This is a genomic window from Pseudonocardia sp. Ae150A_Ps1 (assembly GCF_001932315.1).
Taxonomy (GTDB): domain Bacteria; phylum Actinomycetota; class Actinomycetes; order Mycobacteriales; family Pseudonocardiaceae; genus Pseudonocardia.
In genome coordinates this window covers 5,473,673-5,495,521 of sequence record NZ_MCIJ01000001.1, presented here as the reverse complement: position 1 = coordinate 5,495,521, position 21,849 = coordinate 5,473,673, and the positions used below count along the sequence as shown (strand labels likewise).

24 protein-coding genes are annotated in these 21,849 nt (G+C 74.8%); 17 read left to right on the top strand and 7 right to left on the bottom strand.

Annotated elements, in window-relative coordinates; translation table 11 throughout:
- Positions 1 to 73: 73 nt before the first annotated feature.
- Together Ae150APs1_RS25840 and Ae150APs1_RS25835 are read right to left on the bottom strand one after the other, a co-directional pair.
- The gene (locus Ae150APs1_RS25840; RefSeq protein ID WP_075300844.1) at positions 74 to 847 is read right to left on the bottom strand and encodes an ABC transporter permease; all 774 of its coding nucleotides are present in this window, start codon (positions 845 to 847) and stop codon (positions 74 to 76) included.
- Complete coding sequence (locus Ae150APs1_RS25835) at positions 844 to 1,836, bottom strand: ABC transporter ATP-binding protein (protein WP_349289900.1); 993 nt, start codon at positions 1,834 to 1,836, stop codon at positions 844 to 846. Before Ae150APs1_RS25835 ends, Ae150APs1_RS25840 begins: the two co-directional genes overlap by 4 nt.
- Positions 1,837 to 1,885: 49 nt before the next feature.
- On the opposite strand from Ae150APs1_RS25835, the gene Ae150APs1_RS25830 reads away from it, so the two are divergent.
- From Ae150APs1_RS25830 to Ae150APs1_RS25815, 4 genes are all read left to right on the top strand, one after another.
- A complete protein-coding gene (locus tag Ae150APs1_RS25830; RefSeq protein ID WP_075300842.1) occupies positions 1,886 to 3,010 on the top strand; it encodes a sensor histidine kinase in 1,125 nt (374 codons plus the stop codon).
- Positions 3,007 to 3,675, top strand: coding sequence for a response regulator transcription factor (locus Ae150APs1_RS25825; RefSeq protein ID WP_010224195.1), 669 nt, complete (start codon positions 3,007 to 3,009; stop codon positions 3,673 to 3,675). Before Ae150APs1_RS25830 ends, Ae150APs1_RS25825 begins: the two co-directional genes overlap by 4 nt.
- Positions 3,676 to 3,812: 137 nt before the next feature.
- On the top strand, positions 3,813 to 4,016 hold the full coding sequence (locus tag Ae150APs1_RS25820; RefSeq protein ID WP_010224193.1) for a hypothetical protein: 204 nt from the start codon (positions 3,813 to 3,815) through the stop codon (positions 4,014 to 4,016).
- A gap of 72 nt (positions 4,017 to 4,088) precedes the next feature.
- Positions 4,089 to 4,640 (top strand): DUF1707 domain-containing protein, encoded by a 552-nt coding sequence (locus Ae150APs1_RS25815; RefSeq protein ID WP_075300838.1) that lies wholly within the window; start codon positions 4,089 to 4,091, stop codon positions 4,638 to 4,640.
- On the opposite strand, the gene Ae150APs1_RS33015 is transcribed toward Ae150APs1_RS25815, so the two are convergent.
- Genes Ae150APs1_RS33015 through Ae150APs1_RS25805 form a run of 3 tightly spaced genes read right to left on the bottom strand, consistent with a single transcriptional unit; the run spans position 4,641 to position 7,374 of the window.
- Complete coding sequence (locus tag Ae150APs1_RS33015) at positions 4,641 to 5,435, bottom strand: helix-turn-helix domain-containing protein (protein ID WP_249266596.1); 795 nt, start codon at positions 5,433 to 5,435, stop codon at positions 4,641 to 4,643. It lies immediately after the preceding gene.
- Positions 5,429 to 6,535 (bottom strand): GAF domain-containing protein, encoded by a 1,107-nt coding sequence (locus Ae150APs1_RS33975; RefSeq protein WP_249266482.1) that lies wholly within the window; start codon positions 6,533 to 6,535, stop codon positions 5,429 to 5,431. The genes Ae150APs1_RS33015 and Ae150APs1_RS33975 overlap by 7 nt, the downstream gene beginning before the upstream one ends.
- Before the next feature lie 38 nt (positions 6,536 to 6,573).
- On the bottom strand, positions 6,574 to 7,374 hold the full coding sequence (locus tag Ae150APs1_RS25805) for an FCD domain-containing protein (protein ID WP_083680555.1): 801 nt from the start codon (positions 7,372 to 7,374) through the stop codon (positions 6,574 to 6,576).
- A gap of 270 nt (positions 7,375 to 7,644) precedes the next feature.
- On the opposite strand from Ae150APs1_RS25805, the gene Ae150APs1_RS25800 reads away from it, so the two are divergent.
- From Ae150APs1_RS25800 to Ae150APs1_RS25785, 4 genes are read left to right on the top strand one after another with little or no spacing between them, the layout of a single operon-like run.
- On the top strand, positions 7,645 to 9,036 hold the full coding sequence (locus Ae150APs1_RS25800; protein WP_075300837.1) for an MFS transporter: 1,392 nt from the start codon (positions 7,645 to 7,647) through the stop codon (positions 9,034 to 9,036).
- A 47-nt stretch (positions 9,037 to 9,083) separates the two neighbouring features.
- Positions 9,084 to 9,608, top strand: coding sequence for a MaoC family dehydratase (locus tag Ae150APs1_RS25795; protein WP_349289899.1), 525 nt, complete (start codon positions 9,084 to 9,086; stop codon positions 9,606 to 9,608).
- Positions 9,605 to 10,810, top strand: a complete 1,206-nt coding sequence (locus tag Ae150APs1_RS25790) for a CoA transferase (RefSeq protein WP_075300835.1) — start codon at positions 9,605 to 9,607, stop codon at positions 10,808 to 10,810. The genes Ae150APs1_RS25795 and Ae150APs1_RS25790 overlap by 4 nt, the downstream gene beginning before the upstream one ends.
- A gap of 1 nt (position 10,811) precedes the next feature.
- Entirely contained in the window at positions 10,812 to 11,975 is a 1,164-nt protein-coding gene (locus Ae150APs1_RS25785; RefSeq protein WP_075300834.1) for an acyl-CoA dehydrogenase family protein, read from the top strand.
- Between the two features lie 49 nt (positions 11,976 to 12,024).
- Here the strand turns inward: Ae150APs1_RS25785 and Ae150APs1_RS32270 are convergent, their stop codons facing one another.
- Entirely contained in the window at positions 12,025 to 12,195 is a 171-nt protein-coding gene (locus Ae150APs1_RS32270; RefSeq protein ID WP_170918135.1) for a hypothetical protein, read from the bottom strand.
- A gap of 2 nt (positions 12,196 to 12,197) precedes the next feature.
- Between Ae150APs1_RS32270 and Ae150APs1_RS25780 the strand changes: the two genes are divergently transcribed.
- From Ae150APs1_RS25780 to Ae150APs1_RS25755, 6 genes are all read left to right on the top strand, one after another.
- Positions 12,198 to 13,586 carry an amidase gene (locus tag Ae150APs1_RS25780; protein ID WP_075300832.1) on the top strand — a complete coding sequence of 463 codons (1,389 nt, stop codon included), beginning with the start codon at positions 12,198 to 12,200 and terminating at the stop codon, positions 13,584 to 13,586.
- A gap of 31 nt (positions 13,587 to 13,617) precedes the next feature.
- The gene (locus Ae150APs1_RS25775; protein ID WP_170918134.1) at positions 13,618 to 15,069 is read left to right on the top strand and encodes an MmgE/PrpD family protein; all 1,452 of its coding nucleotides are present in this window, start codon (positions 13,618 to 13,620) and stop codon (positions 15,067 to 15,069) included.
- Complete coding sequence (gene rutA, locus Ae150APs1_RS25770; protein ID WP_075300828.1) at positions 15,024 to 16,076, top strand: pyrimidine utilization protein A; 1,053 nt, start codon at positions 15,024 to 15,026, stop codon at positions 16,074 to 16,076. The genes Ae150APs1_RS25775 and rutA overlap by 46 nt, the downstream gene beginning before the upstream one ends.
- Before the next feature lie 355 nt (positions 16,077 to 16,431).
- A complete protein-coding gene (gene dctP, locus Ae150APs1_RS25765) occupies positions 16,432 to 17,508 on the top strand; it encodes a TRAP transporter substrate-binding protein DctP (protein WP_075300826.1) in 1,077 nt (358 codons plus the stop codon).
- A complete protein-coding gene (locus Ae150APs1_RS25760; RefSeq protein WP_075300824.1) occupies positions 17,505 to 18,083 on the top strand; it encodes a TRAP transporter small permease in 579 nt (192 codons plus the stop codon). The genes dctP and Ae150APs1_RS25760 overlap by 4 nt, the downstream gene beginning before the upstream one ends.
- On the top strand, positions 18,083 to 19,372 hold the full coding sequence (locus tag Ae150APs1_RS25755; RefSeq protein ID WP_060572973.1) for a TRAP transporter large permease: 1,290 nt from the start codon (positions 18,083 to 18,085) through the stop codon (positions 19,370 to 19,372). The genes Ae150APs1_RS25760 and Ae150APs1_RS25755 overlap by 1 nt, the downstream gene beginning before the upstream one ends.
- A gap of 13 nt (positions 19,373 to 19,385) precedes the next feature.
- On the opposite strand, the gene Ae150APs1_RS25750 is transcribed toward Ae150APs1_RS25755, so the two are convergent.
- A complete protein-coding gene (locus tag Ae150APs1_RS25750; protein WP_060572975.1) occupies positions 19,386 to 19,778 on the bottom strand; it encodes a DUF5313 family protein in 393 nt (130 codons plus the stop codon).
- A gap of 38 nt (positions 19,779 to 19,816) precedes the next feature.
- Here Ae150APs1_RS25750 and Ae150APs1_RS25745 point away from each other — a divergent pair, with 38 nt between their 5' ends.
- The 3 genes from Ae150APs1_RS25745 (at position 19,817) to Ae150APs1_RS25730 (ending at position 21,822) form a co-directional block, all read left to right on the top strand.
- A complete protein-coding gene (locus tag Ae150APs1_RS25745) occupies positions 19,817 to 20,278 on the top strand; it encodes a MarR family transcriptional regulator (protein ID WP_060572977.1) in 462 nt (153 codons plus the stop codon).
- A 385-nt stretch (positions 20,279 to 20,663) separates the two neighbouring features.
- Positions 20,664 to 21,278: an excalibur calcium-binding domain-containing protein gene (locus tag Ae150APs1_RS33970; RefSeq protein ID WP_249266481.1), complete on the top strand. Its 615-nt coding sequence runs from the start codon at positions 20,664 to 20,666 to the stop codon at positions 21,276 to 21,278.
- 28 nt (positions 21,279 to 21,306) lie between these two features.
- Positions 21,307 to 21,822, top strand: coding sequence for an isochorismatase family protein (locus Ae150APs1_RS25730; RefSeq protein ID WP_170918201.1), 516 nt, complete (start codon positions 21,307 to 21,309; stop codon positions 21,820 to 21,822).
- The last annotated feature ends 27 nt before the right edge of the window (positions 21,823 to 21,849 follow it).

The window sequence follows — 21,849 nt, the reverse complement described above, 5'->3', positions numbered from 1 at the left end:
TGTCGTGCCGGGAGCACAAGAGCCCGGCCGTCCCCCTCGTGACGGCCGGGCCCCGGTGCGGCTCACCCCGGGCTCACTCCCAGCGGAACCAGCGGACCGCGCCCAGCCCCGCGACGACGGCCGTCGCCACCATGCCGAGCACCGGCGCGAGCTCCGGTGGCACCCCGCGCCAGGCCGCGCCGAGCACCTGGACGGTCGCCCCGAACGGCAGCACGCGCCCGATGTCGGCGAGCGGCCCCGGCAGCGCCGAGGGGTCGCCGAACATGCCGCCGAGCACGCCGGTGCCGAGGAACAGCACGAGCCCGGCGGCGATCGCCGAGTTGACCGTCGGGGCGATCGCCGCGACCAGCGCACCGACCGCGAAGAACGCCGCCGCGGCGAGCAGCAGGCCACCGGCCGCCACCCACGGCGACGACGGCATCCCCGCCCCGAACCCGGCGACCGCCACCATCACGGCGACACCGACCCCGGCCGTTGCCTGCACGACCCCGACGACCCCCTGCGCGACGAGCTCGGGGACGGCGCCGGCGGGCGTGACGCCGAGCCGGCGCAGGACCCCGGTGCGGCGGTAGGTCGCGAGGAAGCTCGGCAGGTTCACGATCCCGACCAGGCCGATCACCGTGGCGGCCGCGATCGGGAGCCCGACCACCTCCAGCACCGTGCGGCCGCCCAGCTCCTGCGGCGGGACGTCCGGCGCGGTGAACCCGATCATGGCGAGGATCAGCAGCGGCAGTCCGAACGGGACGATCAGTCCCGCGGTGTCCCGGGCGACCATCCGTGCCTCCGCCCCGACGAGTGCGACCCACCCGGCGGCCGGGAGCCCCGGCCTGCGCGTCCCGGCGGTCATGCCGCGACCTCCGTCCCGGCAGCAGGCAGCGACCGGCCGGTCAGCTCCAGGAACGCGTCGTCGAGGGTGGGCCGGTCCTCCCGCAGCCCGGTCGCGACGACCCCCTGCCGCACCAGCTCGGCACCGATCGTGCCGAGCAGGTCCCCGTCGCCGTGCACGACGACCTCCTCCCCCACCCGGGTCAGCTCCCGCACCCCGGGCAGCGCGTGCAGCGCGGGCCGGTCGAACCCGCCGACCGTCCGGAACCGGACGCGCGCGGCGAGCCCGGCCGCGGCGACCAGGCCGGCCGGCGGCGCGTCGGCGACGACCCGGCCGCCGTCGAGCAGCAGCACCCGGTCGCAGAGCCGCTCCAGCTCGTCGGTGCGGTGGCTGACCAGCAGCACCGTCACGCCGTCGGCCGCCAGCTCCGCGACCAGGTCGAGCACGCCCTCCCGGGATCGCGGGTCCAGCCCGGTCGTGAGCTCGTCGAGGATCACCACCCGCGGCGCCCCGACGAGGGCGAGCGCCACCGACAGCCGTTGCTGCTGCCCGCCGGAGAGCCGGTCGAACCGGATGCCGGCCTGCTCCTCCAGCCCGACCGCGGCGATCAGCCGGGCGGGGTCGGCGCCGTCGCGGTGCAGCGCCCGGTGCATCCGGACCAGCTCGGTCACGGTGAGCATGTCGTGCAGCGCGGCCTGCTGCAGCTGCACGCCGAGCACCGCCCGGACCGCGCGGCGGTCACGCCACGGGTCGAGCCCCAGCACCCGGACGCTGCCGCGGTCCGGCCGCCGCAGGCCGGCGACGCACTCGACCGTCGTCGTCTTCCCGCCCCGTTCGGGCCCAGCACCCCGACCACGGAACCGGCGGGCACGCGGAAGCCGACCTCGTCGACCGCGACCCGGGCCCCGTAGCGTTTGTGCAGGTCGTGCACCTCGATCGCATCCATGGTGGAGGAGCCTGCCGCCGGACGGGGCTCGCCGTGAGTGCCGGACGTCGTGACCGCGGCCCATGACTTCCGGCACTGCGCCGCCGGTCGCCGGCGCCCCTAGTCTGTCCGATATGCGCAGAGTCGACCCGAACGCCGTGACCGGGGTGATCATGACCGTGCTCTGCGCCGTGCTCGCCGTCCCCGTCGCGCTGGAGCAGCTCGCCGACGACGGCGCCCGCACCGCGGGACCGCCGTGGCTCTGGTGGTCGGTCTACGCCGTCTTCTTCGCCGCGCTCGTGTTCGGGGGCTGGCTCGACGAGGTCGTCGGACCGCTCGTGACCCGGTACCTGCTCGCCGTGATGGTGGCCGCCGCCGCGGTGCTGGTGCTGCTCGCGCCGGGCTTCGGGTGGGTGCCGATCCTGCTGGTGTTCACGGCCGCGCTGTCGGTCTACCACGCTCCCCGGCGGGTCACCGGGGCGATCGTGCTGTTCAACGTCGGTGTCGTCGTCGGCGCCGGGCTCCTGGCCGGCATGCGGATCGCGGGCTCCCTCACCGCGGGTGTGATCTACCTGATGCTGCAGAGCGCGTCGGTGCTGCTCATCGTCGCCCTGCACCGCGAGGAGGCGTCCCGGCGGCGGCTCGCCGAGGCGCACGCCGAGCTGGCCGCGACCGGCGCCGCGCTCGCCGAGACCAGCCGCGTGCAGGAACGCCTGCGGATCGCCCGCGAGCTGCACGACCTCGTCGGGCACCAGCTCACCGCGCTGGCCCTGGAGCTGGAGGTCGCCACGCACCGCACCGACAACGCCGAGCACGTCGACCGTGCGCGGGGCATCGCGCGCAACCTGCTCGCCGACGTCCGGTCCACCGTCGGCGAGCTGCGCCGCCGCGCCCCCGACCTGGCCACCACGCTGCAGCGGATCGCCGCACAGCTGCCCAGCCCGGCCGTGCACGTGCGGATCGGCGACGACGTCACCGCCGACGAGGAGCGGACCATCGCGGTCGTCCGGTGCGTGCAGGAGATCCTCACCAACGCGATCCGGCACGCCGACGCGGGCAACGTCTGGATCGACGTCGAGGCCGCGCCGGACGGCGGGCTGCGCCTGCACGCCCGCGACGACGGCCGCGGCGCCGCCCCCGATCTCGTCCCCGGCAACGGCCTGCGCGGCCTCGCCGAGCGGGCCGCGGCACTCGGCGGGACCGTCGACTTCGGACCGGCCCGGCCGGGCGGGTTCGCGGTGACGGCGGTGCTGCCGTGACCGTGCGGGTGTGCCTGGTCGACGACCAGACCCTCGTCCGGCACGGCATCCGCAGCCTGCTCGGTCTCGCGGACGACGTCGAGGTCGTCGCCGAGGCGGGCGACGGGGCCGAGGGCGTGGCGATGGTCGTCGAGCACCGGCCGGACGTCGTGCTGCTGGACCTGCGGATGCCCCGCCACGACGGCATGTGGGCACTCGGCGAGCTCCGCGCCCGCGGCCTCGACGTCCCCGTCCTGGTGCTCACCACGTTCGACGACGACGAGCTCGTCCTGCAGGCCCTCCGCGCCGGGGCGCGGGGCTACCTGCTCAAGGACGTCACCCTGGAGCAGCTGGTCGGCGCGGTCCGCACGCTCGCCGCGGGCGGCACCCTGATCAGCCCGGCGATCACCGAGCGGCTGCTGCGCGCGGTGCACGGCGTGCCCGCCCCGCCCGACGACGGCGCCCCGCTGCAGGAGCTGTCCGGGCGGGAGCTGGAGGTGCTGAGGCTGCTGGCCGCCGGGTACGCGAACCGGGAGATCGCGCAGGTGCTCGTCCTCGCCGAGGGGACCGTCAAGAACCACGTCTCGAACGTGCTGCTCAAGCTGGGTACCCGCGACCGGACCCGGGCGGTGCTCCGGGCGTTGCACCACGGACTGCTCGATCCGGCCCCCGGCCGCCGGGATTAGAACTCCGGCACACGGGGTACGCCCCACCCGGAAGGGTGACATCACGAGGAGGTCGGCATGGGAGACAACGGGTTGCGGCACACGGTGGAGGGGTTCGTGTGCGCCTGTGACCTGCTCCCCGGCGCCGGGACCGGCCGGTGACGCCGGACCTGGCCCGTGCCGCCGACGCGGTGACCCGGCTGGTCGAGGAACTCGGCCCGGGCACCTGCCACGACGCGGTCGCGACGGCCGTCCGGCAGGCCTGTGAGGACCTGCGCGGCAGCCCGGTGGGTGCCCTGCCCGAGCTGGTCGAGCGTCTGGCCCGGGTGCGGCTGTCGGCGCCGGTGCCCGTCGACGCCTGACCTGCGCGACCCCGGGGACGTCTCCGGGGGAACCCCGGTGTCCCGGAGCGGACCGCCGAGCATGATCGGGGCATGACGTCCTCCGAGGGTCCGATCGCCCCGCGCGACCTGCGCGTCTCGCACGACGAGCGCGAGCACGTGACCGCACTGCTGGCCCGTCACCACACCGAGGGCAGGCTGACCGCCGACGAGTTCGCGGAGCGGTCCGCGCGGGCGTCGGCCGCGGTGACCCGGGCGGACCTGAACGGCACGGTCGCCGACCTGCCCGGCGCGCTGGACGCCGTCCCCACCCGCGAGGTGCTGGAGCTGACGAACACCGCGGGCGACCTGCGCCGCGGCGGCGAGTGGCTGGTGCCGCCGCGGATCGTCGTGCGGTCGTGGTTCGGCAACGCCCGGCTCGACATGCGCCGGGCCCGGTTCATCACCGGCGAGGTCGTGATCGAGTGCGACCTGACCTTCGGCAACCTGGAGCTGCGGCTGCCGCCGGAGGCGACCGTCGACGTCGAGGACGTGAGCACCTCGGTCGGCTCGGTCCTCGACCGGCGCGGGGCCGCGGCCGAGCGCGGGGTCCCGCACGTGATCGTCCGTGGCGGCACGCTCATCGGGAACATCCGGGTCCGGTAGCTACTGCCGGCCCGACGCGTCCAGCCGGTGCAGGCGCAGCGCGAGCTGCACCTCCAGCGACCGCTCCGGGTCCTGCCAGCCGGGCCCGAGCAGCGTGCCGATCCGCTCCAGGCGCTGCGCGACCGTGTTGACGTGGACGTGCAGCCGGGCGGCGGCGCGGGTCGGGCTGGCGCCGGTGGCGTAGTACGCCTCCAGGGTGTGCAGGAGGTCGCTGCCGCGGCGCTCGTCGTGCTCCGCGACCGGGCCGAGGATCCCGTCGACGTACCCGGCGACGTCCGGCCGGTCCCCCAGCAGCAGCCCGGCGAAACCGAGGCCGGCCGCGGCCGCGGACTCGCCGGCGCGGTCCAGCGCCAGCAACGCCTCCGCCGCGCGCCGCGCCTCCCAGAGCGCGGCGTCGGCCCCGTCGGCGGGCCGGAACGGGCCGGCCGCCCCGACGGTGACGCCGGCGTCCGAGTCCTGCTCGGACGACGGCCGGGCCAGCCGGGCGCCGGCCGCGGCCGGGTCGTCGCCGGGCAGCAGGACGACGAGCGCGCCCTCCCGCTCCGCGACCAGGCCGGAGCGCCCGCCCAGCGTCGCCGCCTCGCGGGCCAGCGCGCGTCGCCGCGCCGGGTGGGAGCGGCACACCAGCAGCAGGTGCGGCCGGTGGACCGACACCCCGAGGGCGGCGAGCCGGGCCAGCGTCGCCGGGCGCGGCGGGCCCGCGGCGCCGAGCAGCTCGGCGAGGCCGTCGGCGCGGTCGAGCCGGTCGGCCTCGTCGGCGCGCTGGGTGGACAGGAGCACCAGCGCCGTCACCATCGCCGCCCGCTCCACGGTGCGGACCTGCGCCGGCGACAGCTCCGCCGGTCCGGGCCCGCGCCCGTCACCGATGCCGCCCAGCAGCAGGGTGCCCAGCCGCTGGCCACCCGCGACGACCGCGACCACCCGGGCCCCGCCCGCGCACGGCACGGTGACGGGCCTGCCCGCACCGTCACCGCCACGTTCGTCGTCGGCGCGGCGCAGGGCGGCGGCGACGTCGAGGTCCGGCGGGACCGGCCCGTACCGGGCGGCGGGCGTCCCGTCGAGGTCCACGACGGTGACCCAGCCACCGAGCAGCCTGCCCAGCGCCTCGGCGATGTCCCCGACGTCACCGCCCTCCAGCACGACGCCGGCGAACCGGTCGTGCGCGTCGGCGGCCTCCGCGATCGCCGCGTGCGCCCCCCCCCCCGCAGCGCCTCCAGGGTCGCCGCGGTGTCGGCGAGCCGGCGGGTCTGCACCAGCGAGACGGCGGCGAGCGCGGCGAGCGAGCCGAGCAGCGCCACGTCGTCGGGGGTGAAGGGGCGGGCCGAGCGGTTGGCGGCGAACAGCACGCCGACGAATTCGTCGTCGACCAGCAGCGGGGTGCCGCAGATCGCGACGATCCCCTCCTCCCCGACCGCGGTGTCGATCGCCTCGGTGTGCCGGTAGCGGTCATCGCCGGCGTAGCGGCCGGTCCAGTGCGGGGTGCGGCTGGCCGCGACCAGCCCGCCGAGCCCGGCACCGAGCGGGAGGCGCAGCGTCTGGAACCGGCGGGACACCGAGCCCGAGGTGACCCGCATGTAGGTGTCGCCGTGCTCGGCGTCGTAGAGGGTCAGGTAGGCGACGTCGGTGCCCAGCAGGGCCCGCGCCCGCCGGACGATGGTGTCCAGCACCGATCCGGTGTCGGACTCCGAGGCCAGGTCCCGCGCGATCCCGACGAGTGCGGCGAGCTCCGACTCGCGGCGGCGGCCGGCGTCCATCGCGGCCAGGACCCGCAGGGCGAGCGCGCCGGCCTCCGGCTCGGAGGCGAGCTCGGCGGCGGCGCGCTCCAGCTCGTCGGCGGAGGCGTCACCGTCGGCCCGCTCGGCGAGCAGCCGGAGCAGGTCGAGGACGGTGCGCACGCCGCCATCCTGCCGTGCGCGCGCCGGGCCGGGCCCGTTCAGCCGGACTTCCAGGCCCCGGGGCGGGCGTAGAGCTCGCGCAGGTCGAGCAGGTGGTTCCGCATCGCCTCCTCCGCCTCGGCCGCCTCGCCCCGGGCGATGTGCTCGGTGATCTCGGCGTGGCAGGCGTCGACCTCGGCCCACCGCTCCGCCGCGACCGCGCCGCGGTCCAGCCGGGTGCGCAGGACGTCGCCGACCGGCTGGCCCATCATCGTGAGCATCAGGTTCCCGGTGGCCATGAGCACCGTGGTGTGGAAGTCCATGTGCTCGACGAAGCCGCTCGGGTCGCGCGGGTCGCGCGGTGCCGCCGCGGCGGTGCGCAACGCCTCGACGGTCTCCGGGGCGGCCCGCTGGGCGGCGAGCCGGGCGGCGGCCGGCTCCAGCAGGAGCCGGGCCTCGAGGAGGTCGGCCATGCCCAGGCGCGGGGTCGCGACCAGCACCCCGAGCGCGCCGCCGACGTCCTCGACGAGCCGGGCCGGGTCGGGGGCGGCGACGAAGGACCCACCCTGCACGCCCCGCCGGGTGTCGATCAGGTGCTGGCTGGCCAGCACCCGCAGCGCCTCGCGGACCGTGGACCGGCTGACACCGAACATGCCGGTCAGCTCGCTCTCCGCGGGCAGCCGGGCGCCGGGTGCGAGCGAGCCGCGCATGATCTGCGTGCGCAGCTCGTCGGCGACCTGGCGGTAGGCCGGGCGGACCCGCTGGACCTGCAGCCGCGCCGTCGGCGGCCGGGCCGCGGAGGGCGACGACCCACCGGCGGACGCGGCCGCACGGCCCGGCTGCTCCGGGGTCGGGCTCATGGGTCACGCTCCGCGGATCGGGCTCACCGGCGCGGCGGGCGCCGCGCCGGAGGGACGAGCGTACCGACCCGGCGCCGGTCGCACCGGACCTCCGGGTGAAAACATCCGACCGATCGACGGCGACCCCTGTCCAGGTCCCCGCAGGCCGCCGAGCAACCCTTGCGACCTAAGTGTCTGACGTTTACGGTCCGAGGGTGCCCGCCGGGGCGCCCTCCGCAGCGGTGCGGAGCCCGGCGACCGCGCGACGACGCGCGCCGAGGGGAGTTCACGATGACCACCGGCCCACCCGACACGCACGGCCCGGCCCGCACGGAGCACGGCCCGCCGGATCCCGCGGCGCGGCTCGACCGGATCCCCGTCATCACCCCGAGCCACCGGCGGTGGGTGGGACTGCTCGGCTTCCTGTTCGTGTTCGACCTGGTCGACCTCAACTCCTTCGCCTACGCCGCGCCGGCCCTGCGCACCGAGTGGGGGCTGTCCGTCGGCGGCGTCGGGGTGATCACCTCCGCCGGGTTCGTCGGAATGTTCGTCGGCGCGATCGTCGGCGGGCGGCTCTCGGACCGCTTCGGACGGCGTCCGGTGCTGATCGGCGCGGTCTTCTTCTACTCGCTGTTCTCGCTGCTCAGCGCGTTCGCACCGGGGCCGTGGTCGCTCGGCGTGCTGCGGGTGCTGACCGGGTTCGGGCTCCAGGCCATGACGGGCGTGCTGCTGGTCTGGGTGAGCGAGATGTTCCCGCGGGCGCTGCGCGGCCGGTACCAGGCGCTGCTGCTCGCGATCGGCCTGGCCGGGGTCCCGATCGCGGCCTGGGTGGCCCGGCTGGTGGTGCCGCTCGGGCCCGGTGCCTGGCGGTGGATCTTCGTCGTCGGCGCGGTCGACGCGGTCGGCGGCCTGGTCGCCCTGCGCGTGCTGCCGGAGTCGATCCGCTGGCGCTCGGCCCACGGCCGGCCGGTCGACGACCGCGAGGAGGCCCTGATCGCCCGCATCGAGCGGGAGGCCCGTGAACGCACCGGCGCCGATCTCCCGGAACCGGTCGTCGAACCGCCGGTCGCCCGCGGCAGCGTGACCGAGCTGCTGCGTGGGGCGATGCTGCGCCGCACCGTCGTCGCGTCGGGGGCGTGCGTCTTCCTGATCCTCTCGTTCTACGGCTTCAGCTCGTGGGTGCCGACCCTGCTCGTCGAGCGCGGCTACACCACCGCGGAGAGCCTGACCTTCGCCTCGGTGCTCGCGATCGCCGCGGTCCCCGGCGCGCTGCTGGCGATGCCGGTGATCGACCGCTTCGAACGGCGCTCGGTGATCCTGGTGCTGCAGGTCGCGGTGGCCGCCCTGCTGATCGGGTTCGGCCTGTCCGACGACCCGGTCGCCATCGTGGTGTGCGGGTTCGGCGCGGCGATGCTCATGCAGACCGGCGTGGCGACGCTCTACACCTACATCGCCGAGGTGTTCCCGCTGCACCTGCGCGGCCTCGGCTCCGGCATCGCCAACGGCTCGGGCCGCCTCGCGGGCGTCGCGGGCGGCCTGCTCGTCGCCTCGATCTACTCCGGCGCCGGCCTCGCCGCCGTCTACGTCTACCTGGCGGTGGCGGCCCTGCTGCTCGGCCTGGTGATGGTCCTGTTCGGCGAGCGCACGACCAACCGGCGACTCGAGGACATCGAGCGCACATGACCGGAACGCACGACACGCACCACCGCACGGACGGAGGAGACGCACAGGTGACGATCAAGCAGGGGTGGCAGGGCCGGTTCTACGAGGACTTCGAGGTCGGCGACGTCTACCAGCACCCGCTCGGCCGCACGATCAGCGAGACGGACAACACCTGGTTCACGCTGCTCACGATGAACACCAACCAGGCGCACTTCAACGCGCAGGTCGGTGAGTCCTCGGAGTTCGGGCGGATGCTGGTGGTCTCGCCGCTGACGATCGCGATCGCGATGGGGCAGTCGGTCACCGACACCTCGCAGAACGCGTTCGCCAACCTCGGGGTGGACGGGCTGCGGCTGACCGCGCCGGTGTTCGTCGGCGACACGATCTGGTCCGAGTCGATCGTGCTGGAGAAGCGGGAGTCCGGGTCGCGGCCGGGGGCGGGCATCGTGAAGGTCCGTACCCGCACGCTCAACCAGGACGCCGTCGAGGTGCTGACCTTCACCCGCGCCTTCTACGTGCACAAGGCGGACACCGACCGGGCCGCGTCCCTGTTCCCGCAGGCCGCCACGCCGCTCACGCTGGAGGACTCGTGAGACCGCTGGAGGACGTCCGGATCATCTCCCTGGAGCAGTACGGCGCCGGCCCGTTCGGGTCGATGCACCTCGCCGAGCTCGGCGCGGAGATCATCAAGATCGAGGACCCGGCCGCGGGCGGCGACGTCGGCCGGACCATCCCGCCCTACACCGCCGGCGCGGACTCGCTGTTCTTCCAGTCGTTCAACCGGGACAAGTCCTCGATCACCCTCGACGTCCGCACGGCGGAGGGGCGGGCGGTGTTCCACGACCTCGTCCGGACCGCCGACGCCGTGTACTCGAACCTGCGCGGCGACGTCCCGGCGAAGCTGGGCATCCGCTACGACGACCTCAAGGAGGTCAACCCGCGGATCGTCTGCTGCTCGCTGACCGGGTTCGGGATGACCGGCCCGCGCTCGGAGGAGCCCGGCTACGACTACGTGCTGCAGGCCCTCGGCGGCTGGATGTCGCTGACCGGCGAGCCGGGCGGGGCGCCGCAGAAGACCGGCCCGTCGCTCGTCGACTACTGCGGCGGTTACGTGGCGGCGATCTCGCTGCTCGGCGCGATCCACGGCGCACGGCGCGACGGCGTCGGCACCGACTGCGACCTGTCGCTCTACGACACCGCGGTCAGCCTCCTCACCTATCCGGCGACCTGGCACATGACCGCCGGGTACCCCCCGGCCCGCACCCGGCACTCGGCGCACCCGTCGCTGGTGCCGTTCCAGGCGTTCGAGGCCTCGGACGGCTGGCTGGTCGTGGGCTGCGCGAAGGAGAAGTTCTGGCAGCGGCTCACCGTCGTGCTGGAGCGTCCCGACCTGGCGGCCGACCCGCGGTTCGCCACGTTCGCCGACCGGGCCGAGCACCGCGACGAGCTGGTGCCCGAGCTGGAGCGGCTGTTCCGCACCCGCACCGTCGCCGACTGGCTGGCCCCGATGTACGCGGCGTCGATCCCGTGCGCCCCGGTCCGCGACGTCGCCGGCGCGCTGACCGACCCGCACACCCTCGAGCGGGACCTGATCGCCGAGACCGACCACGACGCGTTCGGCCGGATCCGGAGCCTGCGCAGCCCCGTCCGCGTCGGACCGCCCGGCGACGACCGCTCCCCGACGAGGCCGGCCCCCGCGATGGGCGCCGACACCGACCGGGTCCTGCGCGAACTCGGCTACGACGACACCACGATCACCACGCTCCGCGAGTCCGGCGCGCTGGGGAAGGACTGAGATGGACTTCCGGTTCGCCGACGAGCAGCGCCTGTTCCGGGACACGCTGCGCAGCTTCGTCGACAAGGAGATCGTGCCGGTGGCGCGGGAGTGGGAGCACTCCGGCCGCTACCCGACCGAGATCGTCGAGGGGATGAAGCAGCTCGGGCTGTTCGGGCTCGCCGTCCCCGAGGAGCACGGCGGCCTGGGCGCCGACACCGTCTCGTTCGGGCTCGCGTTCGAGGAGATCTCCCGGGGCTGGATGGGCATCGCCGGGATCCTGGGCAGCCACTCGGTGTCCTGCTTCATGCTGGCCCGGCACGGCACCGAGGAGCAGAAGCAGCGCTACCTGCCCGACCTCGCGAGCGGCGCCCGGCGCACCGGGATCGCGCTCACCGAGCCCGGCGCGGGCACCGACCTGCAAGGCATCCGCACCACAGCGCGCCGCGACGGGGACGACTACGTCGTCAACGGCACCAAGATGTGGATCACCAACGCGCGGCACGCCGATCCGCTGCCGGTGCTGGTCAAGACCGACCCGTCGGCGGAGCCCGCGCACAAGGGCATGAGCATCCTGCTGGTCGAGGCGGACTCCCCCGGGTTCGAGGTCACCGCCGACATCGGCAAGCTCGGCTACAAGGGCACCGAGTCCTGCGAGGTCGTGCTCACCGACGTCCGGGTCCCCGCCTCCCAGCTGCTCGGCGGCGTCGAGGGCCGCGGGCTGCAGCAGGCACTGTCGTCGCTGGAGACCGGCCGGATCAACATCGCGGCGCGCAGTGTCGGGATCGCCCAGCGCGCCTACGACGAGGCCCTGAACTACGCCCGCGAGCGCACCGCGTTCGGCCGCCCGATCGGCGAGTTCCAGGCCGTCGAGCAGCGGCTGGCCCAGATCGCGGTGCGGCTGCAGGCCGCCCGCCTGATGACCTACTGGGCGGCGTCCCGGATGGACGACGGCGTCCGGATGGACACCGAGTCCGGCATGGCCAAGATCTTCGCCTCCGAGCAGGCGCTGGAGTGCGCGATCGACTCGATGCGCATCCACGGCGGCTACGGCTACTCCACCGAGTTCGAGATCGAGCGGCTCTACCGCGACGCCCCGCTGATGTCGATCGGCGAGGGCACCAACGACGTGCTGCGCGGTGTCGTCGCGAAGGCGCTGCTGTCCGGGAAGGCGACCGTGCGGTGACCTCGGCCGACGACCTCGGGGCGCTCGGGGCGCTCGCCGCGCGGCTGGGCTACGCGCTGGAGCCGGACCAGGTCGCCGCGATGGGCGAGGCGGTGGCCGGCACCGAGCCGGTCGCCGCCGCGCTGCGGGAGATCCCGGTCCCGGCGGTGGCGGCGGACCCGGCCGCCGGTGACGCCTGGCTGCTCCCGCCGCCCGCCGCCCGCCGGCGCCGGTGCGCCACCCGTGGACGACCCGCTGGCGGCCGCGCTGCGGGAGGCGTGGTCCGGCCGGGTGCCGGAGTCGCTCGATCGCCTCGAACGCCTGCACGCCGAGCTGAACTGCACGATCCGGGTGCTGCGCGAGCGCGCGCTCGCCCACCGCGAGCCCGCGGGCGGGCCGCGCCCCCTGGAGGGCGTGCCCTTCGCGGTCAAGGACGTCATCGACGTCGCCGGGGTCCCGACGACGGCCGCCTCCCGCACCCGCGCCGGCACCGCCCCCGCGGCGGAGTCGGCGACGGTCGTCGCCCGGCTGGAGGCGGCCGGGGCGGTCCCGGTGTCGAAGGACGCGACGACCGGGTTCGCCGTCGGTGGGCCGCACCCGCCGCTCACCGGGGCCTGCCGCAACCCGTGGGACCCCGAACGCTGGGCGGGCGGCTCGTCGACCGGCACCGCGGCCGCGGTCGCCGCCGGGGTGGTGCCGTTCGGCCTGGGCACCGACGTCGGCGGCTCGGTCCGGCTGCCCGCCGCCTGGTGCGGGCTCACCGGGCTCAAGCCCACCGCGGGGGCGATCCCGCGGACCGGGTCGGTGCCGCTGTCCTGGACCACCGAGACCATCGGCCCGCTGGCCCGCGACGCCCGCACCGCCGGGCTCGTCCTCGGTCTGCTCCGGGGCCCGGACGGGCGGGACCCCCGGGTCCCGGAGCTCCCACCCCTCCCCCCGACGGGCGTCCCGGCCGACCTGCGCGGCCTGCGGGTCGCGCGGCCCGGCGGCTACCTCACCGAGCTGTGCGACTCCGCGGTCCGCGCGGGTGTGGACCACCTGGTCGACGTGCTCACCGACGCCGGCGCGGAGATCGTGCCCGGGGAGATCCCGTCCGCGCACCGGGCACTGCCGATCGGCTACCAGCTCGTGTTCACCGAGGCCGCCGCGGTGCACCGGGCCGACGCCGGCCGCTGGGACGGCTACGACCCGGTGACGGTGCGCCGGATCAGCCAGGGCATCACCACCCCGGCCGCGGACTACCTGCGGGCGCTGCACTTCCGGGCCGAGCTGCAGCGCGAGCTCGACGCGGTGTTCGCCGGGGCCGACCTGATCGTCGTCCCGACGACCCCGGCGACCGCGCCGCGGCTGCCGGACTGCACCGTCGTCGTCGACGGCGAGCGCTACCCGCTCTACGCGGCGCAGTCGCGCGCCACGATGCTCGGCAACCTCACCGGCGCACCCGGCCTGGCGCTGCCCACCGGGCTCGCCCCGGACGGCTGCCCGGTCTCCGCGCTCCTGATCGCCCGCCCGCACGACGAGATCACCGCGCTGCGCGTCGCGGCGCTGTTCCAGGACCGCACCGACCACCACCGCCGCCGGCCGCCGATCGCGGACCGGATCGGCGGGCCCTTCCCATCCGAATACGTCTGACCTAACCTCGCCCTCGATCCGGAGGTCACCGATGACCGCAGTGCAGGCACCCACCCTGGCCGGGAGGGTCGGCGAGTTCGCCGCCCGGGCCGACCTCGACGACGTCCCGCAGGAGGTGCTCGAACGGGCCCGCCACCTGGTGCTGGACGCCGTCGGCCTGGCGTTCGCCTCCACCGCCTATCCCTTCCCCGGCGTCGCGCTGCAGGCGCTGACCGCCTTCGGCGGAGCCGGTGAGCAGCCGGTGCTCGGCATGTCCGAGCGGCTCCCCGCCCGCGACGCCGCCGTGCTCAACGGCGTGCTGATCCACGGGATGGACTTCGACGACACCCACATCCCGGCCGTCACCCACGTCTCGGCGGCCGCGCTGCCCGCCGCGCTGGCGGCCGCGATCTCCCGCGGTGCCGACACCCGGACCCTGCTGCTGGCCTACGTGCTCGGCGTCGAGGTCTCGGCCCGGGTCGGGATCGGCGGTGCGGGCGGGTTCCACGACGTCGGCTTCCACCCGACCGCCGTCGCCGGGGCGTTCGGCGCCGCCGTCGCCGCGGGCCGGGTGTCCGGTCTGGACGCCGCCGGGATCACCCGGGCGCAGGGCGTCGTCGGGTCGATGAGTGCGGGCCTGCTCGAGTTCCTCGCCGACGGGTCGTGGACGAAGCGCCTCCACCCGGGCTGGGCGGCGATGTCCGGGCTGACCGCCGCCGGGTTCGCGTCGGCGGGCTGGAGCGGACCGCCCGCCGTCTACGAGGGCCGGTTCGGGCTCTACAACACCCACCTCGCCGGCCGGGAGACGCGGCCCGAGGCCGTCGGCGCGGAGCTGGGCGAGACCTGGGAGCTGATGCGGACGGCCGTGAAGCCCTACCCGATCTGCCACTTCATCCACGCCTTCGCCGACGCGGCGCTGCTGCTGCGCGAGGAGATCGGCGACACCACGATCCGCGAGATCCGCTGCGCGATCCACCCGGTGCCGGGCAAGGTCGTCTGCGAGCCGCCCGAGGCCAAGTGGGCCCCGCGCGACGAGTACGACGCCAAGTTCAGCCTCCCCTACGTCGTCGCCACCGCCCTGACCCGCGGCCGCTTCACCCTCGCCGAACTGGAGGACGACGCACTGGCCGACCGCGCCGTGCTGGACCTCGCCCAGAAGGTGCGGGTCTCCGACGACCCGGACAGCGGGTTCCCGGCGGCCTACTCGGGCGCGGTGGAGATCGAGCTGGCCGACGGCCGGGTGCTGCGGCACCGCGAGCAGGTCAACCGGGGCCACGAGGACCGGCCGCTCACCAACGACGAGATCGCCGCCAAGTTCCGGGACACGATCGGCCGGGTCGCCCCGGACGCCATCGCCTCGCTCGACCTGCTCGCCCGCGAGGTCGCCCCGGTACTGCGTTCCACACCCGCCGTCCGGCCCGCCGCGGCCGGCCCCGCCTCCGACCGGAAGGACTCCCCGTGGACTTCGGCGTCTTCATCCCCATCGGCAACAACGGCTGGCTGATCTCGGAGAACAGCCCCCAATACATGCCGTCGTTCGACCTGAACAAGCGGGTCGTCCAGGAGGCGGAGCGGCAGGGCTTCGCCTTCGCCCTCTCGATGATCAAGCTGCGCGGCTTCGGCGGGAAGACCGAGTTCTGGGACCACAACCTGGAGTCGTTCACGCTGATGGCCGGGCTCGCCGCGGTCACCGAGCGGATCAAGCTCTACGCCTCCACCGCGGTCCTCACACTGCCGCCGGCGCTGGTCGCCCGGATGGCGACGACGATCGACTCGATCGCGCCGGGCCGGTTCAGCATCAACATCGTCTCCGGCTGGGCCAAGGGCGAGTACGACCAGATGGGCCTGTGGCCCGGCGACGACTACTTCGGCTACCGCTACGACTACTCCACCGAGTACGTGCAGGTGCTGCGCGACCTGTTCGAGAAGGGCCGCTGCGACCTGCAGGGCGAGCACTTCACGATGAACGACTGCGTGCTCTCGCCGCGGCCGTCGGGGCACGTGGACATCGTGTGTGCCGGGCAGTCCGACCGTGGGATGCGGATGGTCGCCGAGTACGGGGACTACAACTTCGTGCTCTCCCCCGGGGTCAACGACCCGGAGGTCTACCGGGAGTCCACCCAGCGCCTCGCCAAGGCGGCCGAGACCACCGGGCGCGACGTCGGCTCGCTGCCGCTGTTCATGGCGATCATGGCCGAGACCGACGAGGAGGCCCAGGCGAAGTGGGCGTCCTACAACGCCGGTGCGGACGCCGCCGCCCTGGGCTACATGTCCGACGAGGGCGGCAAGGACGCCACCGCGGACGGCTCCGGCACCGCCCGGACGATCAACCTCCCGGAGGGCGCGGTCAACTTCAACATGGCCACCCTCGTGGGCAGCTACGAGACGGTCGCCCGGCAGATCGACCAGGTCGCCACGATGCCCGGGGGGAAGGGGATGATGTTCACCTTCGACGACTTCGAGCAGGGCGTGCACGACTTCGGCACGAAGGTGAAGCCGCTGCTGGGCTGAGGTCCCGCGGCTCCTCTCCCCCGTGACACGGCCGGGCCGGTGGACTCACCGGTCCGGCCGTTCGGCGCGCACCCATACGTCTGATGTTTTCCCCTATCGAACCGCTGCGCACGCAGCCGCCACCGCAGAATGCCCGGTTCAAAATATCTGATGATTCTTGATCCGATATGCCCGATCGTGCGAGGCTGGCTGTGACGCCGAGCACGGGCCCACCGGTCCGTGCCACCGTCCGGCCGTAGCCGTCCGGGGCGGGCGTCGCGGGGGCCCACCCGGCACGCGCCGGGACACCGGCGTCCCGCGCCGCCGTCCACCCCGCCCGGCGCGCCGGTGGACGACGCCGAAGGGGAACCGTTCGATGACAAGGCTGGGCAACGGAGCCGGGCTGCTGGCGGGCTCGCTCGCCGCGGCGGCCGCGCTGGTCGCCGGGTGCGCACCCACACCGGGGGATCCCGGGCCGGACGCGGCACGCACGCTCGTGGTCGCCGACTCCTACCCGGTGTCGCATCCCGCCTCGCGGGACGGCATCGTGCACTTCACCGACCGGGTGACCGAGCTGACCGGCGGGGCCGTCGGTTTCGACTACTTCCCGTCCGAGCAGCTGGGCAAGGCCACCGACTACGTCAAGCTCGTCGCCGGGGGCGCCGTCGATATCGGCGTGGTCTCCCCGCCCTACCTGTCGGACAAGCTCCCGCTGTCCAACGTGGGCGACCTCCCCGGGCTCAGCGGGGACTCCTGCACCACCGCGCGCGCCGTCAGCGAGCTGACCCGCGAGGGCGGGATCCTCTACGAGGAGGAGTTCGCCCCGCGCGGGCTGCGGCCGCTGTTCGTCGGCGTCGTCCCGCAGTACGAGCTGTTCACCAACGGCCCGGTCACCGACCCGGACCAGGCGGCCGGGCTGCTGACCCGCTCCCCCGGCGGCGTCGTCGACCAGACCCTCGGCCACCTGGGCGCCACCCCCGTCTCGATCGCCGGGCCGGAGGTCTACGAGGCGATGTCCCGCGGCACCGTCGACGCGATGACGCTGCCGCCGATGAGCGCGGTCCCCTACCGCCTCGACGAGGTCGCCTCGCACGCCACCGAGGGCGCCCCCCTCGGCGGGTTCACCCTCACCTTCTCGATCTCCGAGTCCCTCTGGCAGGAGCTGCCCGAGCCGCAGCGGGAGGCGATGCGCGTCGCCGGCGACGAGACCGTCGGCCACCTGTGCGACGAGATGACCCGGGAGACCGAGGAGGCCCGGGCGGAGCTCGAGGCCGGCGGGATGACCTTCACCTCGCTGACGCCAGCCCAGCAGGCCCGCTGGCAGCAGAAGGTCGCCGAGGTCCGCGCCGACTGGGTCACCGGCATGGAGGACCGGGGCAAGCCCGGCAGGGCCGTCCTCACCGCGATGGAACAGGCGCTGACCCGGGCCGGGAACGCGGAGGCGGCACGATGAGCGCGCCGGAGCGGGGCCCCGCCGACCGCCTGCTGCGGACCGCCGAGAACGTCCTCGCCGCCGTCGGGCTGTCCGGCCTGGCGGCCACCGGCGTGCTGATCGTCGTCGACGTCGCGCTGCGCTACCTCGTCGGGGCGCCGCTGTCGTGGTCGGTCGGCTTCGTCGGCGACTACGCGCTGATCGGGCTCTTCTTCCTCGGACTGTCCTACACGGTGCGCGAGGGCGCCCACGTCCGGATCGACCTGGTGTACACCCGGCTCGGCCCCGGCGGGCGTCGCGCACTGGACCTGCTCGGGCCGCTGCTGACCGCGGTGTTCCTGGCCCTGGTCGGCTACGGCGGGCTGGTCCTGACCCTGGACGCCGCCCGGTTCGGCGACGCCCCGCTCGCGGGCGCGTCCGAGCTGTCCTGGCCGGTGTGGACGTCGGCGGTGATGGTGCCGCTCGGCGCCGGGCTGGCCGTGCTGCGCTCCCTGCACACCCTCGTGACCGTGGCCCGTCACGGCGCCGGCGGCGACACCCACAGCGACACCCACGACACCCCCGCCCGCCCCGTGACCGCGGAGGAGACGCACTGATGGTCCTCGCCGGAGTGCTGGTCCTGCTCTTCGCCCTGCTCCTGATCCGGGTGCCGGTCGGCATCGCGATCGGCCTGAGCGGTGTGGTCGGCCTGCTCGCGCTGGGCGGCCCGGAGACGGCCGTCGGGTTCCTGCAGACGACGCCCTACACCGCGGTCTCGGCGTACACACTGGCCGCGATCCCCCTGTTCATCCTGATGGCACAGCTCGTGCTGAAGAGCGGCGTGACGACCGAGCTGTTCGAGGCGGCCCGGATCTGGGTCGGGCGGGTCCCCGCCGGGCTCGGGGTGGCGACGACGACCACGGGTGCCACCTTCGCGGCCGTCTCCGGGTCGAGCACCGCCGCGGCCGCCGCACTGGCCTCGACGACCGTCCCCGAGATGGAGCGGCAGAACTACGACCGCACGCTCGCCGGCGGTCTCGTCGCCGTCGTCGGGACCCTCGCCGCGATGGTGCCGCCGAGCATCATCCTGGTCTTCTACGCGATCCTCGCCGAGGTCAGCGTCGGCCAGATGCTGGTCGCGGGCCTGGTGCCCGGCCTCCTCGTCACCCTGACCATCATCGTCACCACGCTGGTCCTGGTCCGCCGGAACCCGGAGCGGGCACCGGCCGGGCAGCGGCACACGATGGCCGAGAAGATCCGGACGATCCCGGTGCTCGGCCCGGTCGCCGTGCTCTTCCTGCTCGTCGTCGGCTCGATCTACTTCGGACTGACCACGCCGACCGAGTCCGCCGGGCTCGGTGTCGCGGGCGCGCTGGCGATCGGGCTCGCGCGCCGCCGCCTGGACCTCGCCCGGATCCGGGACGCGCTGGTCGAGACGCTGACCTCGACCGCGATGATCCTGCTGATCATCTCGTCGGCGTACCTGTTCGGCTACTTCATGACGCTGACCGGCATCACCGTGACGCTGGTCGAGGCGATCGGCGGCATCGCGGCACCACCGCTGCTGATCTTCGCGCTGATCGCGGTCGTCTACCTGGTGCTGGGCGCGTTCCTCGACCAGCTCGCGATCCTCGCGCTCACCGTGCCGGTCGTGCTGCCACTGATCGAACAGCTCGGCTTCGACCCGATCTGGTTCGGCGTGCTGATCATCCTGCTCGCCGAGATCGGGCTGGTCACGCCACCGCTCGGGATGAACGTGTTCATCGTGTCGAGCTCGACCGGCCGCCCGGCCGAGGAGATCTTCGTCGGGGTCCTGCCCTACGTGCTCGGCCTGCTCGTGCTGGTGGTGCTGCTCGCCGCGGTGCCGGGCATCGTGATGTGGCTGCCGGAGACGATGGCGGGCTGACCCGGGGCCGGGCTCAGCTGCGCCAGCGGCGCTCGTAGCGCTCGCGCGCCGCGTCCCGCTCGTCCGCGCCGGCCTCGGCGCGGACGGCGGCGGCGTGCCCGACCGGGTAGCCGGCCTTCACCACCCGGTGCTCGGCCGACTCGTACATGTAGGCGACCGAGTAGAAGTAGCCCAGCAGCGCACCCGCCAGCACCGACAGCGCCCGGACGTACACCGGTCCCGGGATGAGCAGGTACAGCGCGACCCCGATCGGCAGCAGCTGCACCGTGACCCGCACGAGGTGGCGCAGCTGCCAGGTCGGCGCCGTCACGTCGTGCAGCACCCAGGTGCGGTGCCGGTCCGGCAGTCCCGCGCCGAAGACGTAGAGCAGCCAGCGCAGCGGGCCGGGACGGTGCGGCTCGTCCACTGTTGGTCCCCCAATCCTTGGTGCACCAACAATGTACGATGCCGGTCGTGGAGGCCGCATCCCCGGGTGACCAGGACGACCTGCTGAAGCTGGACCGGCAGGTGTGCTTCGCCCTGGCCGTCGCCGCGCGGAACGTGATCGCGCTCTACCGGCCGCTGCTCGAGCCGATGGGGCTGACCCACCCGCAGTACCTGGTGATGCTCGCGCTCTGGGAGCGGTCGCCGCGGTCCGGCGGTGAGCTGGCCCGCGAGCTGGCCCTCGACCCCGGGACGCTGTCACCGCTGCTCAAACGCCTGGAGGCGGCCGGGCTCCTGGAGCGCAGGCGGGTGCCCGGCGACGAGCGGACCCTCGCGGTGACCCTGACGACGGCCGGGCGTGACCTGCGGCGCGAGGCCGAGGCGATCCCGCCCGCGATCGTCGAACGGCTGGGCATGCCGCCGGCCGAGCTGGAGGACCTCCGCGCCGTGCTCGACCGTGTGATCCGGGCGTCCCGGGACTGAACCTCGGAGTCCCGACGACCGGACCGGTCCTCATCAGTTCTGACGATGCCTGCTCCCACCGGGTTAACGCTTACTCCGCCACCGTCGACGAACCGGCCGCATCCGGCATCCGCCGGACCACGCTCCCTGTCCTCCCGGAGGAAACCCGTGTCCAAGGCCGGTCTGTTCGGCACCGCTCTCGTCGTCGCCGCCACCGTGTGCGCCTGTGGCGGCCCGGACGAGCCGACGATCACCGACGCCGCCTCCGCGGCCGGTCCCGCGGCCGCCGTCGCGCCCGCGGCGGCTCCGCCGACGACCTCGTCCCCCCGCGGCGCCGGCGGGCACCGGCTCCGGCAGCGGGTCGACCGGCTACGGGACCGGCGCCGAGACCGTCGTCGTCACCTCGGTGACCGACGGCGACACGTTCCGCGTCGGTGAGCGGCGGATCCGGGTGATCGGGATCGACTCCTGCGAGACCGGCACGACCGGGGGCCGCGACGCCACGGCGGCGGCCCGCCGGTGGCTGTCCGGCGCGACCGTCACCCTGACCCGGGAGCCGGGCGTCGATTTCGACCGGTACGGCCGCGAGGTGCGCTACGTCGGCACCGCGTCCGGCGACTTCGGCCGGCTGATGGTCCCGGCCACCCACACCGGCGTCTACCGGGGCGGGAACAACGCCTCGGCGTCGTACCTGGCCGGGCTGACCGCCCTCGACGCCGGCGGCCGCAGCTGCGGCGCCTCCACCGAGCCCGCCACCCGGCAGGCCGCCCCGACGACCGAGCGGAAGGCCGCGCTGCAGGCCGCCCCGCGCACCGAGGCACCGCGCACCGCCGCACCCCGCCCGGTCGCGCAGGCCCCGGCGACGAAGGCTCCCGCGGCGAAGGCCCCGGCGTCGTCCGGCGGGACCTACTACAAGAACTGCACGGCCGCGCGCGCCGCGGGCGCCGCCCCCCTCTACCGCGGCCAGCCCGGGTACGCCGCCAAGCTCGACCGCGACAACGACGGCGTCGCCTGCGAGTGAGTCCCCGCGTTACGGTCGGTCCGTGCTGATGACCGCCGACGACGCCGTCCTGCTGCTGGTCGACCTCCAGGAACGCCTCGCCCCCGCGATCCACGACGGCGACGAGGTCGTCGCACGGGCCGCGCGGCTCGCCGAGGGCGCGGGCCTGCTCGGTGTGCCGGTACTGGCCACCGAGCAGGTCCCGGACAAGCTCGGGCCCACCGTCGGACAGCTCTCCGGGTACCCGCACCTGGTGACGCCGAAGTCCCGGTTCGCCGCCGACGGGTCCGGGCTGCTCCCGCCCGGCCGCTCGGAGATCGTCGTGACCGGGATGGAGGCGCACGTCTGCGTGCTGCAGACGGTCCTGCAGCTGCTGGCCGACGGTCGGCGGGTGCTGGTCGCCGCCGACGCGACCGGCTCCCGGGACCCCCGCGACAAGTCCGTCGCGCTGGACCGGGCGCGCGCGGCCGGCGCGGAGGTCGTCACCTCGGAGATGGTGCTGTTCGAGTGGCTGCGCGACGCGACCCACCCGCGGTTCCGCGAGGTGCAGAAGCTGCTGAAGTAGCCCGCGCCCGACCGCGCCCGGCCCCGG

Bases quoted from the DNA above. Each gene is read 5' to 3' on its own strand.
- Ae150APs1_RS25840 (WP_075300844.1), bottom strand. From the start codon at position 847: ATGACCGCCGGGACGCGCAGGCCGGGGCTCCCGGCCGCCGGGTGGGTC.
- Ae150APs1_RS25835 (WP_349289900.1), bottom strand. From the start codon at position 1,836: ATGGGCCGCGGTCACGACGTCCGGCACTCACGGCGAGCCCCGTCCGGC.
- Ae150APs1_RS25830 (WP_075300842.1), top strand. From the start codon at position 1,886: ATGCGCAGAGTCGACCCGAACGCCGTGACCGGGGTGATCATGACCGTG.
- Ae150APs1_RS25815 (WP_075300838.1), top strand. From the start codon at position 4,089: ATGACGTCCTCCGAGGGTCCGATCGCCCCGCGCGACCTGCGCGTCTCG.
- Ae150APs1_RS33015 (WP_249266596.1), bottom strand. From the start codon at position 5,435: ATGGTGACGGCGCTGGTGCTCCTGTCCACCCAGCGCGCCGACGAGGCC.
- Ae150APs1_RS25805 (WP_083680555.1), bottom strand. From the start codon at position 7,374: ATGAGCCCGACCCCGGAGCAGCCGGGCCGTGCGGCCGCGTCCGCCGGT.
- Ae150APs1_RS25800 (WP_075300837.1), top strand. From the start codon at position 7,645: ATGACCACCGGCCCACCCGACACGCACGGCCCGGCCCGCACGGAGCAC.
- Ae150APs1_RS25785 (WP_075300834.1), top strand. From the start codon at position 10,812: ATGGACTTCCGGTTCGCCGACGAGCAGCGCCTGTTCCGGGACACGCTG.
- Ae150APs1_RS25775 (WP_170918134.1), top strand. From the start codon at position 13,618: ATGACCGCAGTGCAGGCACCCACCCTGGCCGGGAGGGTCGGCGAGTTC.
- dctP (WP_075300826.1), top strand. From the start codon at position 16,432: ATGACAAGGCTGGGCAACGGAGCCGGGCTGCTGGCGGGCTCGCTCGCC.
- Ae150APs1_RS25760 (WP_075300824.1), top strand. From the start codon at position 17,505: ATGAGCGCGCCGGAGCGGGGCCCCGCCGACCGCCTGCTGCGGACCGCC.
- Ae150APs1_RS25755 (WP_060572973.1), top strand. From the start codon at position 18,083: ATGGTCCTCGCCGGAGTGCTGGTCCTGCTCTTCGCCCTGCTCCTGATC.
- Ae150APs1_RS25745 (WP_060572977.1), top strand. From the start codon at position 19,817: ATGCCGGTCGTGGAGGCCGCATCCCCGGGTGACCAGGACGACCTGCTG.
- Ae150APs1_RS25730 (WP_170918201.1), top strand. From the start codon at position 21,307: ATGACCGCCGACGACGCCGTCCTGCTGCTGGTCGACCTCCAGGAACGC.